This is a genomic window from Variovorax gracilis, from assembly GCF_030317115.1.
In the GTDB taxonomy this organism is placed as follows: domain Bacteria; phylum Pseudomonadota; class Gammaproteobacteria; order Burkholderiales; family Burkholderiaceae_C; genus Variovorax; species Variovorax gracilis.
Map to the genome: position 1 here is coordinate 12504 of NZ_JASZYF010000046.1, position 19606 is coordinate 32109.

Sequence of the window (19606 nt, forward strand, 5' to 3'; positions counted from 1 at the left end):
CTGTGAAGACAACCCACGCGGATAGATATGGCGCCGGCTAAGGTGAATCATGACAGTGACTAAACCGCCCTTCGACTTGCGTGCGCTGGCCTTCAACTGCAGCCTGAAGTCGCCCGAACAACCGTCTTCGACCGCCGTGATGCTTGGCCACGTGCGCGAGGCGCTGGCGCTGCACGGCGTTGATTGCGAGATCGTCAGCGCCGCGGGCTTCAACATCCTGCCCGGCGTGCGCTCGGATGAAGGTCTGGGCGACGACTGGCCGGCACTGCGCGCGAAGGTGATTGCATCGGACATCGTCATCATCGGATCGCCGATTTGGATCGGCCAGCCCAGCAGCGTGGCCAAGCGCGTGCTCGAACGCATGGATGCCTTCCTGTCCGAGGCCGGCGAAGATGGGCGCATGCCCTCTTATGGTCGCGTTGGCGCCGCCGCGGTGGTGGGCAACGAGGACGGCGCACACCACGTTGGCGCCGAGATCTACCAGGCGCTCAACGACCTGGGCTTCACGCTGGCTGCCAACGCGCTGACCTACTGGGTCGGCGAGGCGCGCACTGGCCGAGAGTACCGAGACCTAGCGCCGGTGCCAGAATCCACTGCCGACGCCACGCGGATGATGGTTCGCAATGCGGTGCACCTGGCCCGGCTGCTCAAGAATGCGCCCTATCCGGGCAAGGATGTGGGGGCGTGATCTCATCGGCGGGCACATCCTGAGCGTGTGAAGGCAACGCCCATTCGACGAGCGTGGATACGGTCAGGGACGGAACCCAAAATACGGCAACCACTTCGCCTGACCGCTCCGATCTTTTGGTCCATATTTACCCTGAATGCCGTGCTCTGCGTCTTCATCATTTCAGGGATCATCTACGCTCGCTTCGGCACATGGTGACCGGTCAGCGGCGTTTCGTCCTCCGTCGTTCCGATGAGGCTGAGGCGGGTGTCTTTCAGAAAGGCTCGCTGACGGGTTGGTGAATGTCCACCTCCGACTGCGGATTCAACCGGTCGATGCAACATGGGCGACCATTGTCGATTGCTATGGTGCTGGGATCCAATCTCACGATGACCGCACACGCGTCGCGAAGAAGGCGACATCCAGCGCATAAGAACACTGGTCGGGCCATTCGTTGCCGACGGCATCCGGGACGAGGTGTGAGCAATCCAGCGCTGAATGTTGCGGCGGGCAATTCCGCCGGACGCCCGTCCGGTGAGCGGACCCTCGCGTTCGACGAGTTTCGATTCGACCCGGCCCGTCAGGAGCTTGTCGCCAGCCTCGGTGAGAAAGTCGCCCTCACGCCCAAGGCGTTGACCCTGCTGCAGTACATGCTGGCCAACGCCGGTCGAGTGCTCTCCAAGGACGAGTTGATGCGCGTCCTCTGGGGCGAAGTCGTTGTCACCGACGACTCGCTCGTGCAGTGTGTCAAGGACCTGCGCACAGCTTTGGGCAGTAAGGGACAGCAACTGATCACCACGCTGCCGCGGCGCGGCTACATGTTCGACGTGGAGGTACGGGAGCCGGCCGCGAAGGATGCTCCCACGCCGCCGCCGCCGCCGGCGCCGGCTCTGCAGGCGCCTGCGCCTGCCGGCGGCACGAGGTCCTCGTGGGCTCGCGGGCTCCTCTTAGGTGTCGTCCTGCTTCTGGGCGTGTTGATCGGCGCCGGCGCGGTGTGGAAGCGCGAATCCGATGGGCGCGTCAGCATCGACGACGAAATTCGCAAGCGCCGCTCGGTGGCGGTTCTTGCCTTCATCGACAGCCAGGGAGGCGCCAACGGCTCGACGCTTGGCCTGGACCTGGCCGACGTGGTCGGCAGCCAATTGGTACGCGCCGGCATACGGGTCATCGGCCGGGCAGCGACCGTGCGGCAAGATCCGGCAGAACCGCAGTTCGAGCGCATCGGGCAAGAGCAAGGCGTGCGATACGTCCTGGCCGGCAGGATCAACCGAGCAGACGGCAAGACCTCGGTCGACACCTATCTGACCGAGATCGGCACGGGTGCGGTTTACCGGCTGACAGAGGGGGAATTCAATTCCGATGCGGACGCCACGCGCCCGCAGTTCGGCCGTCAAGTCCTCATTGCCCTGCAGTCGCGCTACTACGAGATCGAGGTATCCAAGGCGCGCGAGTCCCGGCGCAGCATCAGCCCGGTAGACCGGCTGGCGCTGGCCTGGCACGACCTGGATCGTGGAAGATCAAGGGCCGATCTGGAAAGCGCGCGGCGTCACCTCGAGGCGGCCACCCTGTCGGATCCGTACTCCGTGGAGGCCATGCTGGCGCTGGGCGTGAGCCACCTGAGCGAGTTCTATTCGTTCTACAGCGCCTCTCCGCAAGCGACGCTGGAGCAAGCCGAGCAGATTCTCAAGCGCGCCTTGGAACTGGCGCCTGACAACACGCAAGTGCTGTCGGCGTGGGCTGAAGTGCTGATGCTGCACGAGCGAGAGGACGAGGCGATGTGGGTTTGGAGGCGTGCCCTGGATGTCGAATCAGAGAACCCTGTCACCAGCTTGCGGATTGCCGGCGCGCTGGTGCGGCAGGGACGTGCCGAGGAGGCGCAGCGGCATCTGCAGAAAGTCACGGACCTGCGGCCGTTTCAGAACCGCCGCCAGCAGAGTTTGAATCAGATCTTGGCAGAAGCAGCACTCGCCACCGGGCGCGACGAGGAGGCCTATCGCATTCTCAAGCAATGGGCTGCGGAGTTCCCGAGTAGCGCGCGGCCTCATCTGCTGATGGCGGCAATCGACGCGCTGAAGGGTCGGGATCAATCCGCCCTCGATCACATGGCCATTTTTCGGGCGGCGCACCCGCTCGCAAGCCTTCGCCATGTGGCGCAGGTCTACCCGTCCACCGATCCGCAGTTCCTTGCCCAGCGCGAACGGCTGCTCGACGGGCTTCGAAAGGCGGGACTACCCGACGGAGGCAACTGAAGAACATGGCGAAAACCTACACCCGGCAGACGGCGCGCCTGATCCTCGCACTCCTGTGTGTCGCCGCGAGCGCTGAACTCCAGGCACAGCACGGGCCGCAGACCAGCGCCTGGTCGTACTTCACGCCCGAAGACATCCACATGCCGCCCAAGGGGGACAAGGTCGTCACCATCGTGTCCCCACTGCCTGGCAATGGCGACACCCCCGTGCCAGGGGTCTTCTTCTTGCCCGTGGGCACGCCGCGCGGTGCTGTTGTCATCGTCAACGCGCCGGGCGGATGGACCAACGCGCGTGAAGGTCACTTCGGCCGCTCGCTCAGTTCGGCCGGGTACATCGTGCTGGCCATCGACAGCAACGGCCCGCGGGGCGCCGGCAATACCCTGATCGACCACACTCGCATGAGCTTTTCCGCGCAACTGCGCGATGCCTACGCAGCCAGGCGACACCTCCTGGCCAATGGAATAGCCGCGGACCGTATCGCCATCATGGGAACAAGCCGCGGCGGCACCATCGCGCTGATGGCGGCCGACCGAACTTTTCTGCCGGAGGAAAGCGAACGCTTCGCCTTGGCCATCGCCGTCACACCGGTGTGCATCTTCCATCCGCGCACCCCCAAGCCGACGTACGAGATCTTCATCGGCGCAGGTGAAAAGGACGAATACGCCAGTACGCAAAGCTGCCAGGACTTGGCCAAGGCCTATGCGACGGCCGGCGGCGTGGCCAAGTTCAAGGTCTACGCCGGCGCCTCCAACGGGTTTGACGGGCATCCGGCCATGGTGCGAAGGATCCGGGAGCCTTTTGCCGAGACCTTCGTGGATTGCAAGGTAGTCGTCGAACCGGATGGCCTCTTCGCATTTGACGGCCGCTCGTTCACCGACGCGCAATACATCCCCATGCTCCAGGAGATGCGCAAGACATGCATGGGCAAGGGGGGCTCTGCGTGGACGAACCTCACTCAGAAGGCCAACGTCACGCTGGAGATCATCAACTTCCTCGACGGAAGCTTCCGCAAGTGAGGGCATAGAGAAGATCCGTAACGGCGCCGAAGGCTTGTCCTCGGCAAAAAGTCAGCGAGTTCGGCAAATCCTCAGCAAAACCTCGGCGGCAAGTCGTGGAGATGGATGCAAGGTTGGATAGCTTTGGCGCTCCGGCCCGCTTGGCGAGGCGTCAGGACCGGAAACCGCGCCACCACTGGAATGTTGGACGAGACCCAGGCCCAGACTGTATTTGCTTCGCTCGTCGCCTCATGACGGCGTTCGTCGCAAACCGCGCCCATGCTAGGAGGAGTCTTCGATGAACAGCAGGAACAATCATTGCGCCCTGGTTGCAGCAATCACCCTCTCGACGGCCGGCATGGTGGCATGCGGCGGCGGAGATGGCAGTGGCACCGGCAGCAGCGGCAGCAGCGTCAGTTCTGCCGGCCAGGAAAAGCAGGCTGTTGCCATCACGTCGTTCGGGACGAATGTCGTCGATGACTGGAACAGGGTTGGCGTCGCCACTGTGACGATAGCCGCCGCCCCGAGCGGAACACCCGAGGAGCGGCAGCCAACTCACGACGCCGACATGGCGACCATGCACGTGGCAATCTATGACGCCCTCGCCGCCATCACCAGGACTCACCAGCCGTTCATGGCGGTCATGCCGAACGATCCGGCAGTCGTCGCGATGTCGCAGGAGTACGCGGTCCATGGGGCCGCTTACACCGTGTTGTCCAGCCTGTTCCCGGCGCGATCGGACCAGTACAAGAGCCTCTACGACACGGCAATCGCCTCGGCGGACGCGGCGGCGCTGGCATCGGCGCAGTTCGGCGCCGATGTGGCCCGCAAGGTGCTGGCGCAACGCGAGAACGATGGGCGCTGGACTTCGCTGACGCCCTATGTCGCCGGCACAGCGCCGGGACAGTTTCGAGGCACGAACCCGGTCAACCGGATGCGAGCGTTTCTGCGCCCGTTCTCGCTCAAGTCGGCCGATCAGTTCCGCCCAGACGGCCCACCGGCGCTCGGGAGCCCCGAGTACGCCGCGGACCTCAACGAAACCAAGGCCATGGGCGGTGCAATCAGCACGCAGCGCACCGAGTCGCAAACCGAGAATGCGCGCTTCATGACCGAATCCCCGGTGTTGTTCTGGACACGCAATCTTCGCCAGTTCGCTACCAGCAAGCCCACGCTCATTGGCAATGCCCGGTTGATGGCCATGCTCATGGTCGCCCAGACGGATGCAAGCATTGGGTGCTTCGAGGCGAAGTACTTCTACAACGCCTGGCGCCCGACCAGCGCCATCCGGCTGGCCGACACCGATGGCAACGCCGCCACCGAGCCCGACACTCTACGGACGCCCGTGGTGCCCACGCCCAACCATCCGGAGTATCCCGGCGGGCACTCTTGCAACACGGGGGCGACCGCGGAGGTCCTTCGGCAGGAATTCGGAACGAAGAAGATCCAGTTCTCGCTCAACAGCACCGTGACCGGAGCCACGCTTGCGTTCGAGTCGGTGGATGAAATGAACGATGCCGTGCAACAGGGCCGCATCCACGGTGGCATGCACTTCCGGACCGCGACCGTGCATGGCCGTGTGCTGGGCGAGAAGGTCGGCCGGCAGTTGGTGCGGGAACACTTCAAGCCGGTGAGCCCGTAGATTGAGCTTTCCGCTCTTCGCCTGCTTCCCGCTCCATGCCCGGCCCCCTCCAAAAAAGGGGCCACATGTTGAGGGGCTTACCAATCTGGCGTGGTCGTACTTTCCGTGAAAATCAGTACGCTTGAGGTCGAAAAATCGTTGTGGGGCAGGGACTTGCGAACGCGGGCCGGTCCAAGCAGCTGGATTCCACGTAGGTCACTCATTTCAAATGAGTAATCGTGGCTCCGCGCACCGTTTTGCACAACAAGTACGACCACCCCTGGATGTGCTTCAGGATTTCGCGCGGCTGGTCGTAGCGCCTGCTTTTGACCACGCAATGCACGACGTAGGGACCGCGACTGTCGCCGCAGTCGTCGCTGGCAGACGGTGCGATGAAGGCATGCCCGGCGGGCAGGCCGGTGACGTAGGCGAGACGGCCCGTCGGCACTCCGGCCGCACGGTAGAAATCTCGTGTCGCCGCGGTGGCCGGCAGTCCGACGGTCGAATCCTTCGTGCCGTGGAAGAGGTAGACCTTCTGTCTGGCGATGCCCGACAGCGGATCGAGCTGGCCCGCCGACTCGAGCTGTTGCGCGGTCGTCCACGCCAGCGAGCCGGACTGGCTGCCCGTCATGCACATCTGCACGTTGCCGAACGCGGCGTTGGCGCAGTTGTACGGGCCTCCCGCGATGCTGGCGACGCCGATCACGCTGCCCGAGAACGCGACTGCGTACTGCACCGCCATGAAGGCGCCGGACGACAGGCCGGAGACCGATGTTCTCGCGCCATCCGCATGCAGCGCGGGCAACGCATCGGCGGCGCCGGCCGGCCCCGGAATGCCCGCGGCGAGCGACATGAACAGCGAACATAGAACTAACCGGAAGCGACGCATGAAACCTCCGTCGACGGTGACCACGGGCAATCAATTGTTGCGATGCAGCACGAGAAGCAGCTTATTGTTCCCGACACGGTTCGCATCACCCGGTTTAATGACGAAGATCGATCGAGGGATTGCCACCGCCGCGGCTCAGTCTCGGCACCCGTAGAAGAAAGTAAATCCGATACCGACCACGCGCCGTTTTCCTCTGGCGGCTGCTCTTGTATTCACAAGAGAAAGAAAATAAATCCGGTACTTCGCAATCGCGCAAAGCAGATCGATCGCAAGCTTCCGGCCCACCTGAGACGCTTCCCTCCAGGATGTCCGAACTCGATGTCCAGCAGTTCTTCAGCCTGAGCAAGGACGACATTTTCGCGATCTGCGAGCGCTTCCGCGACGACCGCCGCGTCGCTGCCGCCATCCAGTTGGTCTTTCTTCGGGCAAGCGGCCGCCCGATGGACCGATTTTCCACGGTACCGAAAGTTCTGCTGCGCTGTGTGCGAAGCGTTGGGGTTGCCCAGCGTGAGCATCGCCACCCTCCCCTGCGGCCTCAGGCAGCCATCTCGAGTGGCTTAAGACACCGCCCCAGCGCCACTCCGCGACCACGACCGCGCAGACCCTGGAGAAGATTCGCGCTCTCAAGGACTTGGGCGTGCATAACTGGGCGCTGGATTCCATTGGCCTGAGCAAACAGCATGCTTATGCGGCGCACGTCCTGATGCGCCGGCCGTCGATGACAGCTTGCATCGAACAGCACCGTCAGACTGTTGAGGTTGTCTGTTTTCTGCACGCCACGCTGATGGAGCTGACGGACATCGCGCTTCTTCAGGCATCGCGCCGCAGTCAGGAATTGTTCCGGCATGTCGCGCAGCGTGCCTACGAGAGTCGCGCCCGAAGCAACGGGGCCACGCTGCAGCAGGCCGTCAGAGCGAGGGCCGTGCTTCGTGACGAGACGAAGTCGTGGCGCGAACGTGTGCTCGAATCTCGACACTCCTGCAAGCACGGCTGGAATTCCGCGACCGCCGGCAACCGGCTTGCAACGGCGTTCGTTGCCCCCGGCGCTACTGCGGGCGGCGTATTGCAACCCAAGGGCCACTGGATGATCATCTGTGCCGGTCAGACAAGGCTTGGGGCAGGCAACATCTGCCTCACCGGCGGTGAGAGAAGGTCGCGTTGATTCGTGGGTGTGTACTCCTTGCTACTCATTTGTGCCCCGCCGTCATCCGAGAGGTCGTAACTATGGAACTGCAATTCGATGTCTACGTTCCTGGCGCCGACGCGGCGCGAATTGAAGTCATGGTCAGCAATTTGTTGGCTGAGATCCGTGAGCGCGACATTGGGTTTCGCGCTGAGCGCCTAACGCCAGAGCCCGCACCCGGAAGTAAGGCCGGAGGCGAATTCGGCGCGGCCCAACTAGCACTTACGCTGCTGGGCTCCGGCGGAGTGGCAGTCACCGTCCTCGGAGTGGTTAAGGATTGGCTCGCTCGGCAGCCACCCCAGACTCACTTGAAAATCAAAATAGGCGGGGAGGAACTTGAACTTTCGACAGCGAATCTGGAGTTCGCTAGCCAAGCATCGGAGGCGTTTTTGCAAAAGGCTGCGAATGTTCGAAAGGATTAGCTGTGACTGGGCGCTACGCGCTGCTGATAGCAGTAGATAGCTTTCTGGATCCTGGGTTTCAAGGGCTTCAGTCTCCCGAAATTGATGCCAAGGAACTTCGAGCGGTACTTGAAGATCCCAGTCTCGGAAATTTCAACGTCCAGACACTTCACAATTGCGTCTGTGGAGAGGCTCGAGAAAAGCTTGAGGAATTCTTCGGCGAGCGCACTCATGATGATTTGACCTTATTGTATTTTTCGGGCCACGGGTACCGGGACGACAGCGGGAGCCTGCATTTCATTGTGCATGATACACGGCGAAAGTATTTGCATGCCACTTCTCTGTCCGCTGAATACGTTAACGCCAGGGCAGACGCGTCCTTTGCAGGGCGAAAAGTTTTTATAATTGACTCTTGCTACTCTGGTGCCTTCTTGCGGCGCCACGGCAAGAGCGTCGATCAGGCGCCGACGCTAGTGCAAACAGATCTTGTGCCAACGGACAGGGGAAGCGGCCATGTTTATCTCACCGCTTCAAGGGAATTCGAAGTTTCCTTTGAAGGGGATGTGGCTATTGGTAGCCCGTCAACCTCGTCATTCACCAAGCATTTAATTGAAGGAATCAAAAGCGGCGATGCCGATCAAAATGCGGATGGAATTATCGATGTCGACGAAATTTTTAATTATATAAGAACTAAGATAAAAAATACCGAAAAGGGCAAGCGGCAAACACCTCAAAAATTTGCCGTTCGAACGGAAGGCCCTATCGAAATTTCAAAGAGTCCAAAAACACAAAATGTTTTTCCTCCAAAAATACTGGAACTTTTGCAGGAAGACGATAAATTTCACAACTTCTACGCGGTGGATCGACTAGAGCAGTTATTGCTGGACTCCGATTCGCGAAAAGTTCAGGCAGCTCGAAACATGCTGGAGGAAGTTTGGAGAACGCATAAATTTCCTTCGGTGCGAGCTTATGCGCTAGAGGCCCTAAACGCCGGTTCGCGCGTCCCCCATGTGAATGTAGGGCCGATTGCGACTTCGCTGTTATCACGATCGCCAACGCCTCAGAGGCAATTCACCGAGGTGCCTGCCGATGCGGAACGTCCTCCCCTTGACGATTTGGCCCCCGCATCAGCACTGTCATTGACGCGAGCCGCAACCGCCGTATCGGTGGAGACCGTGGTGTCGGAGAAAGTATTAAGCAATAAGGCCGAGCCATCCAAGCTGGCAGGGAGCCCTGTCACTGCGCAGGATACCGGCCCACAGTTGCCAACTCAAAGTCATTTTGATGATGAGGCTCGCAAGGCGCGCAAAGCGCAGATGCAAGTTGAGCGCATGGCCGCTGAGCAACGCCTTAAAGAAAAAATGAGCGCAATCGCCGCAAGCGCTCCCGAACCGAGCAACGCCCCCTTTCCCGGGGCGAACGCGCGCGCGCGCGCGCCGTCCACGTCCCCGACCCCGTCTCCGTCTGATCGGACCGTTTGGTTACTGCTTCTCGTCTTCTCAATTCTCTTGCTTACAGTATTGATATGGTTGGCGCGGCGGTAATGATGATGCTCTGTTCTCCTCGCAGGATTCAAGGCCGAAGGCGAAAGGCATATCGTGGTCGCGCGGGCTCTGGTGCAAAGATGGAGCGCGGCCGCGTGATGCTGCGGCAATGCGGCGTGAGTCAGGCCGAGAGCACCGCGGACCAGATCGCAGGCGCAGCTTGGCCGTTCAGGCGAAGACGGCCAAGATTAAATCGGTCTTTGCGGATGTGATGCAGCATGATGCCGGAGCTCTCGGCAGCGAGCATCCGCCAGGCGATGCGCTGGGCCGGCGACGAGCGTCGACTGGCACGGGCTTGCCAAGCGGTGTTGGAGTTCATGCAGAGTCACGCGATCGCCGCCACATGGGGCCGCTCGGACCTCGCCTCCTCGGACATGATGAGCATGGAGACCACCAAGCGAGTCTGGTAGGCCCGCATGGATCCCAGGCGCAGCACGCCATCGATCGGCATCTACTCCCATGTGCGCGATCGTTGGGGCATCTTCAACGCCCAGCCGTTCGTGCTCAACGAGCGACAGGCCGGGGTGGCCATCGAGGGCGTCGTGCGCCAGGAGCGCATCGAGACGTCGCAGCTCGCTGTAGACACGCACGGGCACACCGATTTCGCAATGGCCCTGGCTCGATTGCTCGGATTCGATCTGTGCCCGCGTCTGAAGGACCTGAAGCAGCGACATCTGTACGTGCCGCATGGCATGGCAATCCCGGCCGAGATTGCGTCGGTATGCATGGCCGAGGTTGACCTGCGGCCGATCGAGACCCATTGGGACACCCTCGTCCATCTCACGGCCTCCGTCATGTGCGGCCACGCCAGCGCCGTGGCGACCCTGGCGCGGTTTGGATCTGCCGCCCGGGGTGACCCGATCTACGAGGCCGGTGTGCAGCTCGGCCGGTTGCTGCGAACGGCGTTCCTGGCGGACTACTTCGTCAATGAAGCATTCCGGCGCGAACTGCGCCGGGTGCTCAATCGCGGCGAAGCGGTCAACGCCCTGAAGCGCGCTATCTACACCGGGCGTGTCAGTCCGGCGCAGGCCAAGCGCGCCGACGAGATGTAGGCGGTGGCCGACGCGTTGAGCCTTCTGGCCAACCCTGGAACACGACGCAGATGCAGGCAGTGCTCGATCGCTGGGCCAACCGGCGCCAAGTCATCCCGCCAGAACTCATCGGGCGGATCGCTCCCACGCGGCTGGAGGGCATCAACCTGCGCGGTGTTTTCCGCTTCCCGATCGAGCGCTACGCCAATCAGCTCCTACCGTCACATGCTGCATCGAAAACTAGCGCCGTGTGCTGATATCGACCTCGCATCGACGCCCCGAACCGCGATTTCCAGAGTGAACAGGAAATTCAACGAAATCAAGGACTTATCTGTTGCAAGCCGCAAGGTTGCGGGCTTCTCGAACCGTCAGTTATTACTGAGATGGAACCGGCGCCACCTCGGTAGCAAACTGAACGACCCATCAACCGCTTCTGGATTGGAGGTCTGCAATGGACATCGACATGCTGGGTATTGACTTGGCCAAGCGAGTGTTTCAGCTTCACGGTGCGAATCGGAGAGGTCATGCCGTGCATCGCTCCAAGGTCACGCGTGACAGCTTTGTGGAGGAGGTACGCTCGTTGCACCCGCGTGTCGTGGCCATGGAGGCGTGCAGCTCGGCCCACCACTGGGCCCGATGCTTCCAGTCCATGGGCATCGAAGTGCGGCTGATCAGCCCGCAGTACGTCTCGCCTTTCGTGAAGACCAACAAGAACGACCGCAACGATGCGCAGGCAATCGTCGAGGCCGCCAGTCGTCCAACGATGAACTTCGTGACAGTCAAGTCGGTGGAGCAGCAGGACATGCAAGCGGTGCATCGTGTCCGCGAACTTTTGGTCCATCAGCGCACGGCGCTGATCAACCAGGCCAGAGGCTTGTTGGGTGAAAGGGGCGTCACGATGGCACAGTCGCCCGAAGCGTTCAAGCGTGCGGTGCCGCAGGTGCTCAGTGCCTGCGAGGGCGAGGTGACCCAAATTTGCCAAGCGATGGTATTGGAGTTGGCCCAGCAGATCCAGACGCTCGAAGATCGCATCAAGCGCGCCGAAACGTGGATCAAGTCGTTCATGAAGAACTCGGCGCTTTGCAAGAGGATCGCCGTCGTCGGCGGCGTCGGGCCAATCACGGCAACCGCTGTGGTGGCCGCAGTTGGCGAGGCCAAGGAGTTTCGAAACGGCCGCCATTTGTCGGCTTGGCTCGGGCTGGTGCCGCGCCAGTACTCGTCGGGCGGTAGATCACAGCTCAAGGGCATCAGCAAGCGGGGCGACACCTATCTTCGAACTTTGCTGATTCATGGTGCCCGCGTCGTGCTGCGCTACGCGGTAGGAAAGACAGATGCCCAGAGCCGGTGGCTGCAGGATCTAACCGCCCGGCGCGGCTACAACCGCGCGGCTGTCGCGCTGGCCAACAAGAATGCCCGCGTGATTCAGGCGCTGCTGAGCAGCGACGCGCCCTATCGCCCGAGCGCTGCGCACTGAGCGCAACCGGCGACGGGCAACCCACTTTCGGTCAAGCAGGGAGAAATCACCCCCAGCACTGGTTTGCGAAGCTCTTGGAAGTGATGATAAAACTGGTTGGACCAACACCCTGAAGCCTGATTTCGGTGCCGGCTGCTCCTTCGGGCTCAAGCCGTCTTTTTGCTGAGGACAGGGTGTGCGGATCTCATCGAGGCTGCGGGCATGTTTCGACAAGCCCACCGGCAAGCCGAATACATGCATGCAGACCGTTTTGACGTCAACCAAAGAGAGCTTGCAATCGGCGCCGGTTCCATAGATGCACTGAAATCAAATCGACCCCGGTTCGCTCTTCTTTGGGGCCTTCTCGCAGTCGGTGAACGCAGAGCATGCCTTGCCGAGCAACGGTCTTGGTTGGGACGAAATGCATCTGAGGGCGGGATGCCGCCTCGCAGATCGCCGCGGCATCGTTCGCATCGTTCTTGCCGCCGCGACCTTGTAGGCGGTATGGCCCGACAAGCTGTGCCGGAATGATGCGAGCATCCAAGCCTATCGCAAGGAGCTTGCGGCTCCAAAAGTGCGCGCCCGAGCACGCATCCATTGCAACTAGGCAACCAGCCGGCAGATGCGCGCACCATTCGATGAACTGGCCTCGCGCCAACGCGCGATTCGCAACGACCTTTCCATCAAGATCCACTGCGTGCACCTGTAGTGCATGCTTCGCCAGATCGACACCTACCCGTGCGATGGTGTTCATAAGGGCTCCTTTCATGTTGACGGCCTGCTGCCGCCACATGATGGCGCAACGGTCGAACCTACCGGGAGGAGGTCCCTTCGTATTCATTGCATACCGATCGACCAACGCATCGCACGTTATGCTCGAGTTCGAAGGTGAGAGCTATCGGCTGAATGGTCCGCGTGTGCTCTGGTCCTGCTCTACAGTCCCAATAGTCATTATTGTGCCGCCTTACTGGCTGTATGTAAGACCAAAGTTCGTTGGTCAAGGTTCATGGCACGGCCAATCGCCTCGTATGTCTCGCCGAGCTGGCGGCGGCGTGTTGATCCGGCCTATGGAGCTCTGGTCAACGTCACGGTGAGCTTGGTTGGAACGATGTTGCCTGTAGAGTCAGTGATATTAATGTCCCACTGTCCCACAGGCAGATCGTGTTTCGCCAGGAACGTGCAGCTCAAGCTGGTCATGCTGGCGGCAACCTTGTCCGCCGTAAGCTCCCGGATGCCCTGTCTAAGGGAGACGCCCTTGACGCCTTCCAGATCGCGGCCTTCGATTGTGAGGTCGAACGCCTCACCGTCCTTGAGCGTCGCTTGTGGGGGCGTCACTTTGCCAAAGGCGGGGCGATTCTTGGGTGGAGTCGAGTCCTGCATTGGGGCCGGATTGCTTCGCGACGCGAAGTAGAAGCTGGTCACCGAGGTCATCAGGGTCCCCACCAAGATCAACAATTGCTTGGCGAGATCGGTTGTCTCCTGCCCCGGCGGGGTGCGAACCACAACGCTGAAGCGCTTATTGTCCGTAGCGCACTGGTCGGATGCAGAATTGACAATTGCATTGGCAGGAGCGCCGGCCGGCATGGACGGTTTGGTTTCGCCTCCAGTCGCGCCCGTTTCGCCGCCCGCGGGGGCTACAGGCGGCGGCTGCACAGCACAGTCCAGCGGGCGGATCGCCATGACGCGAGCCGAGAGTTCCTTCACCACCGTATCACGCGCTTCCTTCGTGAGCGGTGTTATCTCATAGGGTTGCGCCAGCGACTGGTAGAGCATGATTGAGATGATCGCAAAGAGGACTATCAGCGCCAGTGCTATGACTGCGCGTATCGAACCATCTGGCAGCGCGAGTGCCTGAGTTCGGTCGGAAAGACTGAGCTTTTGAAAGACCGCCGCTATCAGGGCCAGCGCCCCGAACAGGATCATGATGCCGAAGATGGCCAGTACGGGCAGGCCGACGATGCTATTGGTGGAGATGCGTTCCATCCCCATATAAAGGCCGATGCTCGGGAGCACAATCAGTACGAGGCCGGCGCCGAAAGCTCCACCAAAAACGTCTTTCGCCCACTTCATATCCATGACGTGTCCCCCAGCGTGATTGATGATGTGCGCTTCAAAGTTTACTATCGCGCTGGCGCAGCGCATCCTCAAACGATACTACGAAGCGGCCAAGATCGGAGGCTAGACTTGAGCGCTCAGTGAAGGTGTTGTTCGTTTCGCGGCCGATCTATTCGGCGGAATACCAGCGCATTGATGGATCTGACGTCTTGCTTGCGTTTGCTCCGACGCGAGTCCACCGCATGTGCCCGTTGCGTTTCATGCGTTGACCAATCACGCAGCCGACGACTGATTCAGCACCCCCGCTCGTGAACGGTTGTCCCTGCGCCCGGCGCTGCACGTAGTTGATTAGAAACCTTGGGCAAGGTTGGAGGTATCGAACCAGTCGACCGAGGGCATTGCTTGCGCTGACTCAGTCCGTCGCGCGGCCAATCGCCGTCAGGTGCCGCAAGCACCCGGCGCGCTGAAAGTGCCAGAGCATCCACTTGGCGCCCTCAACGCCTCGATTGATTGACGCCATCGTCTGCACGCTGGCGTTTCGAAGTCCTCCCTGCTTGAGGCGTGTACTCATGGTTCAATCCAACAGGCGGCCTCCTTCATTGCTGGCAGCGTCGCGAAGCAGGACTCGTCGGGCGCGCGCCTGTCCAGCGAAGAGTGCGGTCGCCAGGTGTTGTAGAAATTGATGCAGCACGCAATATCTGCCTTGGCCTGGGCGACAGCGTCGTAGAGAGTGGCGCGGGGAAATTGCACCCCCCGCGCGACGGGCTGCCCCGACGCCCGTCATTCGGTTTGGATATGGTTGCATTGCAATCCCCTCATCTGGGGATTGCACTTGGCGCCCATGCGGACTAAAACGCCAGAAGGACTCATTGAGAGTTTTCTGGAGGTGAATCATGTCGATGTCGATCAGAGTCATCACGCTTGTTGCGGTCGTTCTGGGTTTGGCTGCCAATGCGACAGCTCAATCGAACGGCAAGGAGACCCGGTATGTCGGGATGTGCGACGCTTCCACTGCCGTCGGCATTGGCAAGGATCACTTCGTGGTTGGCGACGATGAGCAGAGCGCCCTCTACATCTATCGTATAGCCAATCCTAAGCATGTTGCAAAGGTAGATCTTGAAGGTTACCTCGGTGTTAAGAAGGTCGATGGCAATCCAGAGGAAACCGACATTGAGGGTTCTGCCCGCATTGGCAATCGGATCTACTGGATCACATCTCATGGGGCCGATGGCAAGGGAGATCCTCAACCCGACCGTCGGCAATTCTTTGCGACTACGGTGGTGGATGGGGGCTCGATTCCAACCGTGCGCCCACTGAAGACCAAGCCATACACAAAACTTCTCGACAAGGTGATCGCTGACAAGCGCTTCGAAAAGGTTCTTGGAGATGCTTCCAAGCTCGCCCCTGAAAGCGCAGATGGCTTGGGGGTTGAGGGGCTTGCCCCCACACCCGACGGCAAAGGATTGCTCATTGGACTACGCAACCCACGTCCCGGAGGCAAGGCTCTGATCCTGCCCCTTGTAAATCCGGCCCAGGTAGTGGAATCAGACGCGGATCCAACTTTCAGAGACCTGATCCCTTTGGATCTCGGAACGCGCGGTATCCGAAGCCTCGAGTGGACTGGGAAGGACTATCTCATCGTGGCAGGCCCGCATGACGACAACAAAGATCTCGGCTTCAGGCTCTATCGTTGGGATGGCGATCCGAACAATAGCCGGCCGAAGCTCGTCGAGAAGCAAGTTTTTGTTGGCATCAACCCAGAGGCGATCTTCAAGGTGCGGACAGGCGGTCGCTACTACGTACTGAGCGATGACGGGGACATTCCTGTGGACGACAAGAAGTGCAAGAGCAAGAAGTTGCCATTGGAGAAGAAGGGATTTCGGGGAGCGTTTCTCGAATGAGCGAACTCACTTGACCGTCATTGGAATGGTCTTCAAGGAGACCTTGATCGCGGGAATGATCAAGTGCGAGACTGAGCGAAAAACCGAGCGTCTTGGAGATCTCACCAGATAGGGATATAGACGATCGGACCTCTCGCCGGCGTCAGATTAAAGGTGCTCTTCCTCGGTTCGATCTTGGCGTCGGTTCGGACTTGCACCGACCGGAACCGAGGGTGATCGCCCTGGGAATGGATCACTGCTGCCTGGGACGTTGAAATCCACTCGACCACGAGCACCGTGTCCTGCTGGACTCCGCCGGTGAGCCCCCGCCATTTGCCAGACCACTTGCCGGAGAGCGCACGGACGTCGGCTGGCACCGATGGATCGGGCGCGAGAACGGCTGTATCGGGCGGCAAAGGTGCTGTTCCGGGCTGACTGGCGCAGCCGGTGACCAGCAGCACTGCCAAGGCGATCCACTTGGGGCGGACGGCTTGCATATCTTCTCCTCGTTGGCTTGTGAAGTGACAACGGTGCCCCGGCCAAAAGGGCGGCTCAAGGTGAAAGTTGATGTTGACCATGAACCAATTTCGATGCATCTCGGCGGGCTGGCGCCTTTTCCCCCTCATAAATCCAGGGAATGCGTCCGCGCCTCTCGAACTCATAATCCGGGCGGACGCTCAGAACTTGAGACATCACACAGGAGATTCAAATGGCTCGCAATGTGCTCTCTGGACGCTGCATGTTCATCTGGAAACTGGCTCCCGTTGTCAAAGCGGAAGTTGACGTCCCAAGCATGGTGCGCAAGGCGAAAGCCGCGAAGCTCAGCGGCATCTGGATCAAGGTAGCAGATGGCACCTCAACGTACGAGAACGTTCAGCCAAAAAACATCGCGCTGTTCAAGGCACTTCGCAATGAATGTCGCGAGGCCGGAATATCAGTGTGGGGCTGGCAGGTTCCTCACGGCGGGACCTTGACTCACGCCAAGGCCGAGGGCGAGTTGCTGGTCAAGCTGGCCGTCGATCTGGATCTTGATGGTGTCCTGATGGACGCGGAAGCGGGTGAGGTCTTCTTCACCGGTACCGATGCTATGGCTTCGGCATACAGCAAGACAATTCTCGATGGCCTTAAGCCGACTTCGTGCGGGCTCGCCATGTGCGGCAACGACATCCCGACCCACTTTAAGGACTACCCATTCGAAGGCTTCGTCAAGAATGCTCAGTTCAATGCCCCACAGGTCTACTACGGCTCCAGCCCCAGCGTCGCTCATCGACTCAATCGGGCGATCGAGGCGAACAAGCGCTTTGACGTTCCTATGTTCCCCGTGGGCGCAGGCTGGGTGGGGGATGGAGGGGGCTGCGCCAGTGCATCTGCTTGCGCTGAGCGCGCCAGGGAGTTCATCAGGCTGACCCATGAGCACGGGTACGCCGGATACAGCTTCTGGCACTGGATGGGAGCACCGGCTGCCCTGTGGGAGGTGTTAATGGATGTGGCAGCTTGAGATTGCGGATTCAACCGGTCGATGCAACGGTTTGGCTGAACATTTGGATACGAGCATCCTTTGCTCCTACCGCCAATTCAAGATGGGTTCGCCGGACGTACATGGACGCCCCCTATGCCAGGTTCTCAATTCGTGCGGCTCGAAGGTAAAGATTGCACCCGTACATTCGGACTTTGATTGCAGCTTTTGGCTGCGGTCCCTGATGGGATGAGCTGGTTGACGCCTCGATCGCATACACGCACTCTGGGTGCCTCGTCCGGCGCGGGCTTTGCCAACCACGGTCTGACCTGTCTTGCCATCGCTTCATGATCGCCTGAGCAATCGGTGGTTCGTTCTCCCCTGGAGGTGTTGTTTTCGTTCGGATTCCCGGCCCTACCTTCCCGATATGGGGTTTGACATGAACAATGGCATGCCACCACGATGACGGAACCAGCGTGTGCCTACCGGCTGCGACACGCCAACGGCTTCGGCGGCCTTCTCACTCGTGATTCCGGTGGCAATCTGCTTCCAGAACTGCCGCTCCACCTCTCGCCGAAGCGAAGGGGCACCGGGCGATCGCATTGCCGCGCGCCCCGTTAACTTCTGCATCCACCCTGCAGGTCTTCCCATAGCACCCCCATGATTGAAGGTGTTGCGACGACCGGTTGAATCCGCCCAATACGTCAGCATCCGGTACACCGAGCGACTGGGCGAAGCTGGCATCGAGCCATCAGTAGGCAGCAAAGGCGACTCTTTTGACAACGCTCTGGCCGAGACGATCAACGGCCTCTACAAGGCCGAGTTGATCCATCGCCGTGCACCGTGGAAGACCAAGGAGGCGGTGGAGTTCGCAACGCTCTAATGGGTGTCCTGGTTCAACCACCATCGGCTGCTCGAACCCATCGGCTACATCCCGCCCGCAGAAGCTGAGGCAAACTACTACCGGCAACTCGCCAGTCAGGCCGCCACGGCGGCGGCATGACCTAAACCAACGGGCCTCCATGAAAGCCGGGGCGATTCAGTTGGCTTGAGCACGCCACCTCTTGGATGGACCCTCAACAGGAATGACCGCGCCCTGCTGTCATGCATGTCGACAACCGGTGCCCTACGCGCAAGGCTACTAGTGTCGTGAGTTAGAAGTTCGAAGACAAAACCTCTCGACGCTGGCGAGGATGTCATCTGCGGTTTTCGACCAGACAAAGGTGAGCGTCTTGCCGTCCCATCTTGACGGCGGTACCGATGGTTGGTCAGTCGGCGAATTCGCTGATGTCGTTGCCGGCCTGCCAGCGGTGCGGTAGCAACTCCTCGATCCGGCTGTTCAAGTGGGATGGCAGCCTCGCGAGAACGTCGCGCAGGTATTGCCAAGGATCGTGTCCATTGAGCTTGGCCGATTGAACCAGGCTCATCACCACTGCAGCGCGCTGGCCGGCCAATGCGCTGCCGGCGAAGAGCCAGTTCTTGCGACCCATCTGCCGGGGCTTGATCTGGCGCTCCAGGAAGTTGTTGTCCATCGGGACTTCGCCGTCGTCGAGATGACGGGTGAACTGTGCCCAGTGGTTCAGGCTGTAGTCGATCGCTGCGGCGATGCTGCTTCCATCGGGTACGCGGCGCCGCTCGAGTTCGAGCCACAGCTTGAACTCCTCCCACAGCGGCTTGGTCAATTCCTGCGTATGCGTCCGGCAAACCCATCTTGACGACGGGCTCGGAGATCAATGCGCGGCGGACTCTGCCTGCCAGCGATGCGGCAGCAAGTCATCGATCTGGCTTGCCGGATGGGTCGGCAGGCGTTCGAGGACATCCTTCAGGTACGCATAGGGATCGTGCCCGTTGATGCGTGCCGAGTGAACCAAGCTCATGATCGCCGCGGCGCGCTTGCCGGCACGCAGGGAGCCCGCGAACAGCCAGTTGGCTCTTCCGAGGGCAATGGGCCTGATCTGGTTCTCAACCCAGTTGTTCGAGATCGGCACGTCACCGTCCTCGATGTACCGCGTCAATGCCGGCCAGCGCTTTAGGCTGTAGTCAATCGCTTTGATCGTGGCCGAACCCGGCGGAATGACCCTGCCTCGTTTCCACGTACAGCAAGTCATGCAGCCAAGAGGCTGCGCTCCATTGTGACCGGGGCGAGGTATCCGATGGCCGTGTGCATGCGCACGCGGTTGTAGAA

At 60.6% G+C, this 19606-nt stretch carries 16 protein-coding genes and 5 pseudogenes; 13 read left to right on the top strand and 8 right to left on the bottom strand.

Going from position 1 to position 19606, the window contains the following annotated elements:
* Positions 1-49 precede the first annotated feature (49 nt).
* From QTH97_RS34235 to QTH97_RS34250, 4 genes are all read left to right on the top strand, one after another.
* Entirely contained in the window at positions 50-688 is a 639-nt protein-coding gene (locus QTH97_RS34235; RefSeq protein WP_286573046.1) for a flavodoxin family protein, read from the top strand.
* Positions 689-1146: 458 nt separating this feature from the next.
* The gene (locus QTH97_RS34240; protein WP_286573048.1) at positions 1147-2916 is read left to right on the top strand and encodes a winged helix-turn-helix domain-containing protein; all 1770 of its coding nucleotides are present in this window, start codon (positions 1147-1149) and stop codon (positions 2914-2916) included.
* 5 nt (positions 2917-2921) lie between these two features.
* Positions 2922-3932 carry a dienelactone hydrolase family protein gene (locus QTH97_RS34245; protein ID WP_286573050.1) on the top strand — a complete coding sequence of 337 codons (1011 nt, stop codon included), beginning with the start codon at positions 2922-2924 and terminating at the stop codon, positions 3930-3932.
* Between the two features lie 277 nt (positions 3933-4209).
* Positions 4210-5550, top strand: a complete 1341-nt coding sequence (locus QTH97_RS34250; protein ID WP_286573052.1) for a vanadium-dependent haloperoxidase — start codon at positions 4210-4212, stop codon at positions 5548-5550.
* A 199-nt stretch (positions 5551-5749) separates the two neighbouring features.
* Here the strand turns inward: QTH97_RS34250 and QTH97_RS34255 are convergent, their stop codons facing one another.
* The gene (locus QTH97_RS34255; protein WP_286573054.1) at positions 5750-6442 is read right to left on the bottom strand and encodes an alpha/beta hydrolase family protein; all 693 of its coding nucleotides are present in this window, start codon (positions 6440-6442) and stop codon (positions 5750-5752) included.
* A 281-nt stretch (positions 6443-6723) separates the two neighbouring features.
* Here QTH97_RS34255 and QTH97_RS37115 point away from each other — a divergent pair, with 281 nt between their 5' ends.
* From QTH97_RS37115 to QTH97_RS34285, 6 genes and pseudogenes are all read left to right on the top strand, one after another.
* Positions 6724-7089, top strand: a complete 366-nt coding sequence (locus QTH97_RS37115) for a DUF4158 domain-containing protein (protein ID WP_353655697.1) — start codon at positions 6724-6726, stop codon at positions 7087-7089.
* Positions 7056-7580, top strand: coding sequence for a hypothetical protein (locus tag QTH97_RS34265; protein WP_286573057.1), 525 nt, complete (start codon positions 7056-7058; stop codon positions 7578-7580). The genes QTH97_RS37115 and QTH97_RS34265 overlap by 34 nt, the downstream gene beginning before the upstream one ends.
* A gap of 62 nt (positions 7581-7642) precedes the next feature.
* Positions 7643-8023 carry an effector-associated constant component EACC1 gene (locus QTH97_RS34270; RefSeq protein ID WP_286573058.1) on the top strand — a complete coding sequence of 127 codons (381 nt, stop codon included), beginning with the start codon at positions 7643-7645 and terminating at the stop codon, positions 8021-8023.
* Positions 8024-8025: 2 nt separating this feature from the next.
* Positions 8026-9546 (top strand): caspase, EACC1-associated type, encoded by a 1521-nt coding sequence (locus tag QTH97_RS34275; protein WP_286573060.1) that lies wholly within the window; start codon positions 8026-8028, stop codon positions 9544-9546.
* A gap of 218 nt (positions 9547-9764) precedes the next feature.
* Positions 9765-10834 (top strand): annotated as a pseudogene (locus QTH97_RS34280) (Tn3 family transposase); the annotation flags it as partial.
* A gap of 194 nt (positions 10835-11028) precedes the next feature.
* Entirely contained in the window at positions 11029-12051 is a 1023-nt protein-coding gene (locus QTH97_RS34285) for an IS110 family RNA-guided transposase (protein ID WP_286573061.1), read from the top strand.
* Positions 12052-12370: 319 nt separating this feature from the next.
* Here QTH97_RS34285 and QTH97_RS34290 read toward each other — a convergent pair.
* The 3 genes and pseudogenes from QTH97_RS34290 to QTH97_RS37120 all read right to left on the bottom strand — a co-directional run.
* A pseudogene (locus QTH97_RS34290) lies at positions 12371-12784 on the bottom strand (IS110 family transposase); the annotation flags it as partial.
* A 311-nt stretch (positions 12785-13095) separates the two neighbouring features.
* On the bottom strand, positions 13096-14106 hold the full coding sequence (locus QTH97_RS34295; RefSeq protein ID WP_286573063.1) for a hypothetical protein: 1011 nt from the start codon (positions 14104-14106) through the stop codon (positions 13096-13098).
* Between the two features lie 546 nt (positions 14107-14652).
* Positions 14653-14835, bottom strand: a complete 183-nt coding sequence (locus QTH97_RS37120) for an integrase core domain-containing protein (protein ID WP_353655698.1) — start codon at positions 14833-14835, stop codon at positions 14653-14655.
* A gap of 143 nt (positions 14836-14978) precedes the next feature.
* Here QTH97_RS37120 and QTH97_RS34300 point away from each other — a divergent pair, with 143 nt between their 5' ends.
* Entirely contained in the window at positions 14979-15986 is a 1008-nt protein-coding gene (locus tag QTH97_RS34300) for a DUF3616 domain-containing protein (RefSeq protein ID WP_286573064.1), read from the top strand.
* A gap of 101 nt (positions 15987-16087) precedes the next feature.
* Here QTH97_RS34300 and QTH97_RS34305 read toward each other — a convergent pair whose 3' ends face one another.
* A complete protein-coding gene (locus QTH97_RS34305) occupies positions 16088-16462 on the bottom strand; it encodes a hypothetical protein (RefSeq protein ID WP_286573065.1) in 375 nt (124 codons plus the stop codon).
* 212 nt (positions 16463-16674) lie between these two features.
* Here QTH97_RS34305 and QTH97_RS34310 point away from each other — a divergent pair, with 212 nt between their 5' ends.
* Positions 16675-17463: a hypothetical protein gene (locus QTH97_RS34310; RefSeq protein ID WP_286573066.1), complete on the top strand. Its 789-nt coding sequence runs from the start codon at positions 16675-16677 to the stop codon at positions 17461-17463.
* Positions 17464-17838: 375 nt separating this feature from the next.
* Here QTH97_RS34310 and QTH97_RS34315 read toward each other — a convergent pair.
* Positions 17839-18051: pseudogene (locus QTH97_RS34315) on the bottom strand (IS30 family transposase); the annotation flags it as partial.
* A 64-nt stretch (positions 18052-18115) separates the two neighbouring features.
* Between QTH97_RS34315 and QTH97_RS34320 the strand changes: the two are divergent.
* A pseudogene (locus QTH97_RS34320) lies at positions 18116-18424 on the top strand (integrase core domain-containing protein); the annotation flags it as partial.
* 265 nt (positions 18425-18689) lie between these two features.
* Here the strand turns inward: QTH97_RS34320 and QTH97_RS34325 are convergent.
* Both QTH97_RS34325 and QTH97_RS34330 read right to left on the bottom strand, forming a co-directional pair.
* Positions 18690-19109: pseudogene (locus tag QTH97_RS34325) on the bottom strand (IS66 family transposase); the annotation flags it as partial.
* 42 nt (positions 19110-19151) lie between these two features.
* Positions 19152-19606: IS66 family transposase (locus tag QTH97_RS34330; RefSeq protein WP_286573067.1), on the bottom strand; the 455-nt coding region annotated here is incomplete at its 5' end.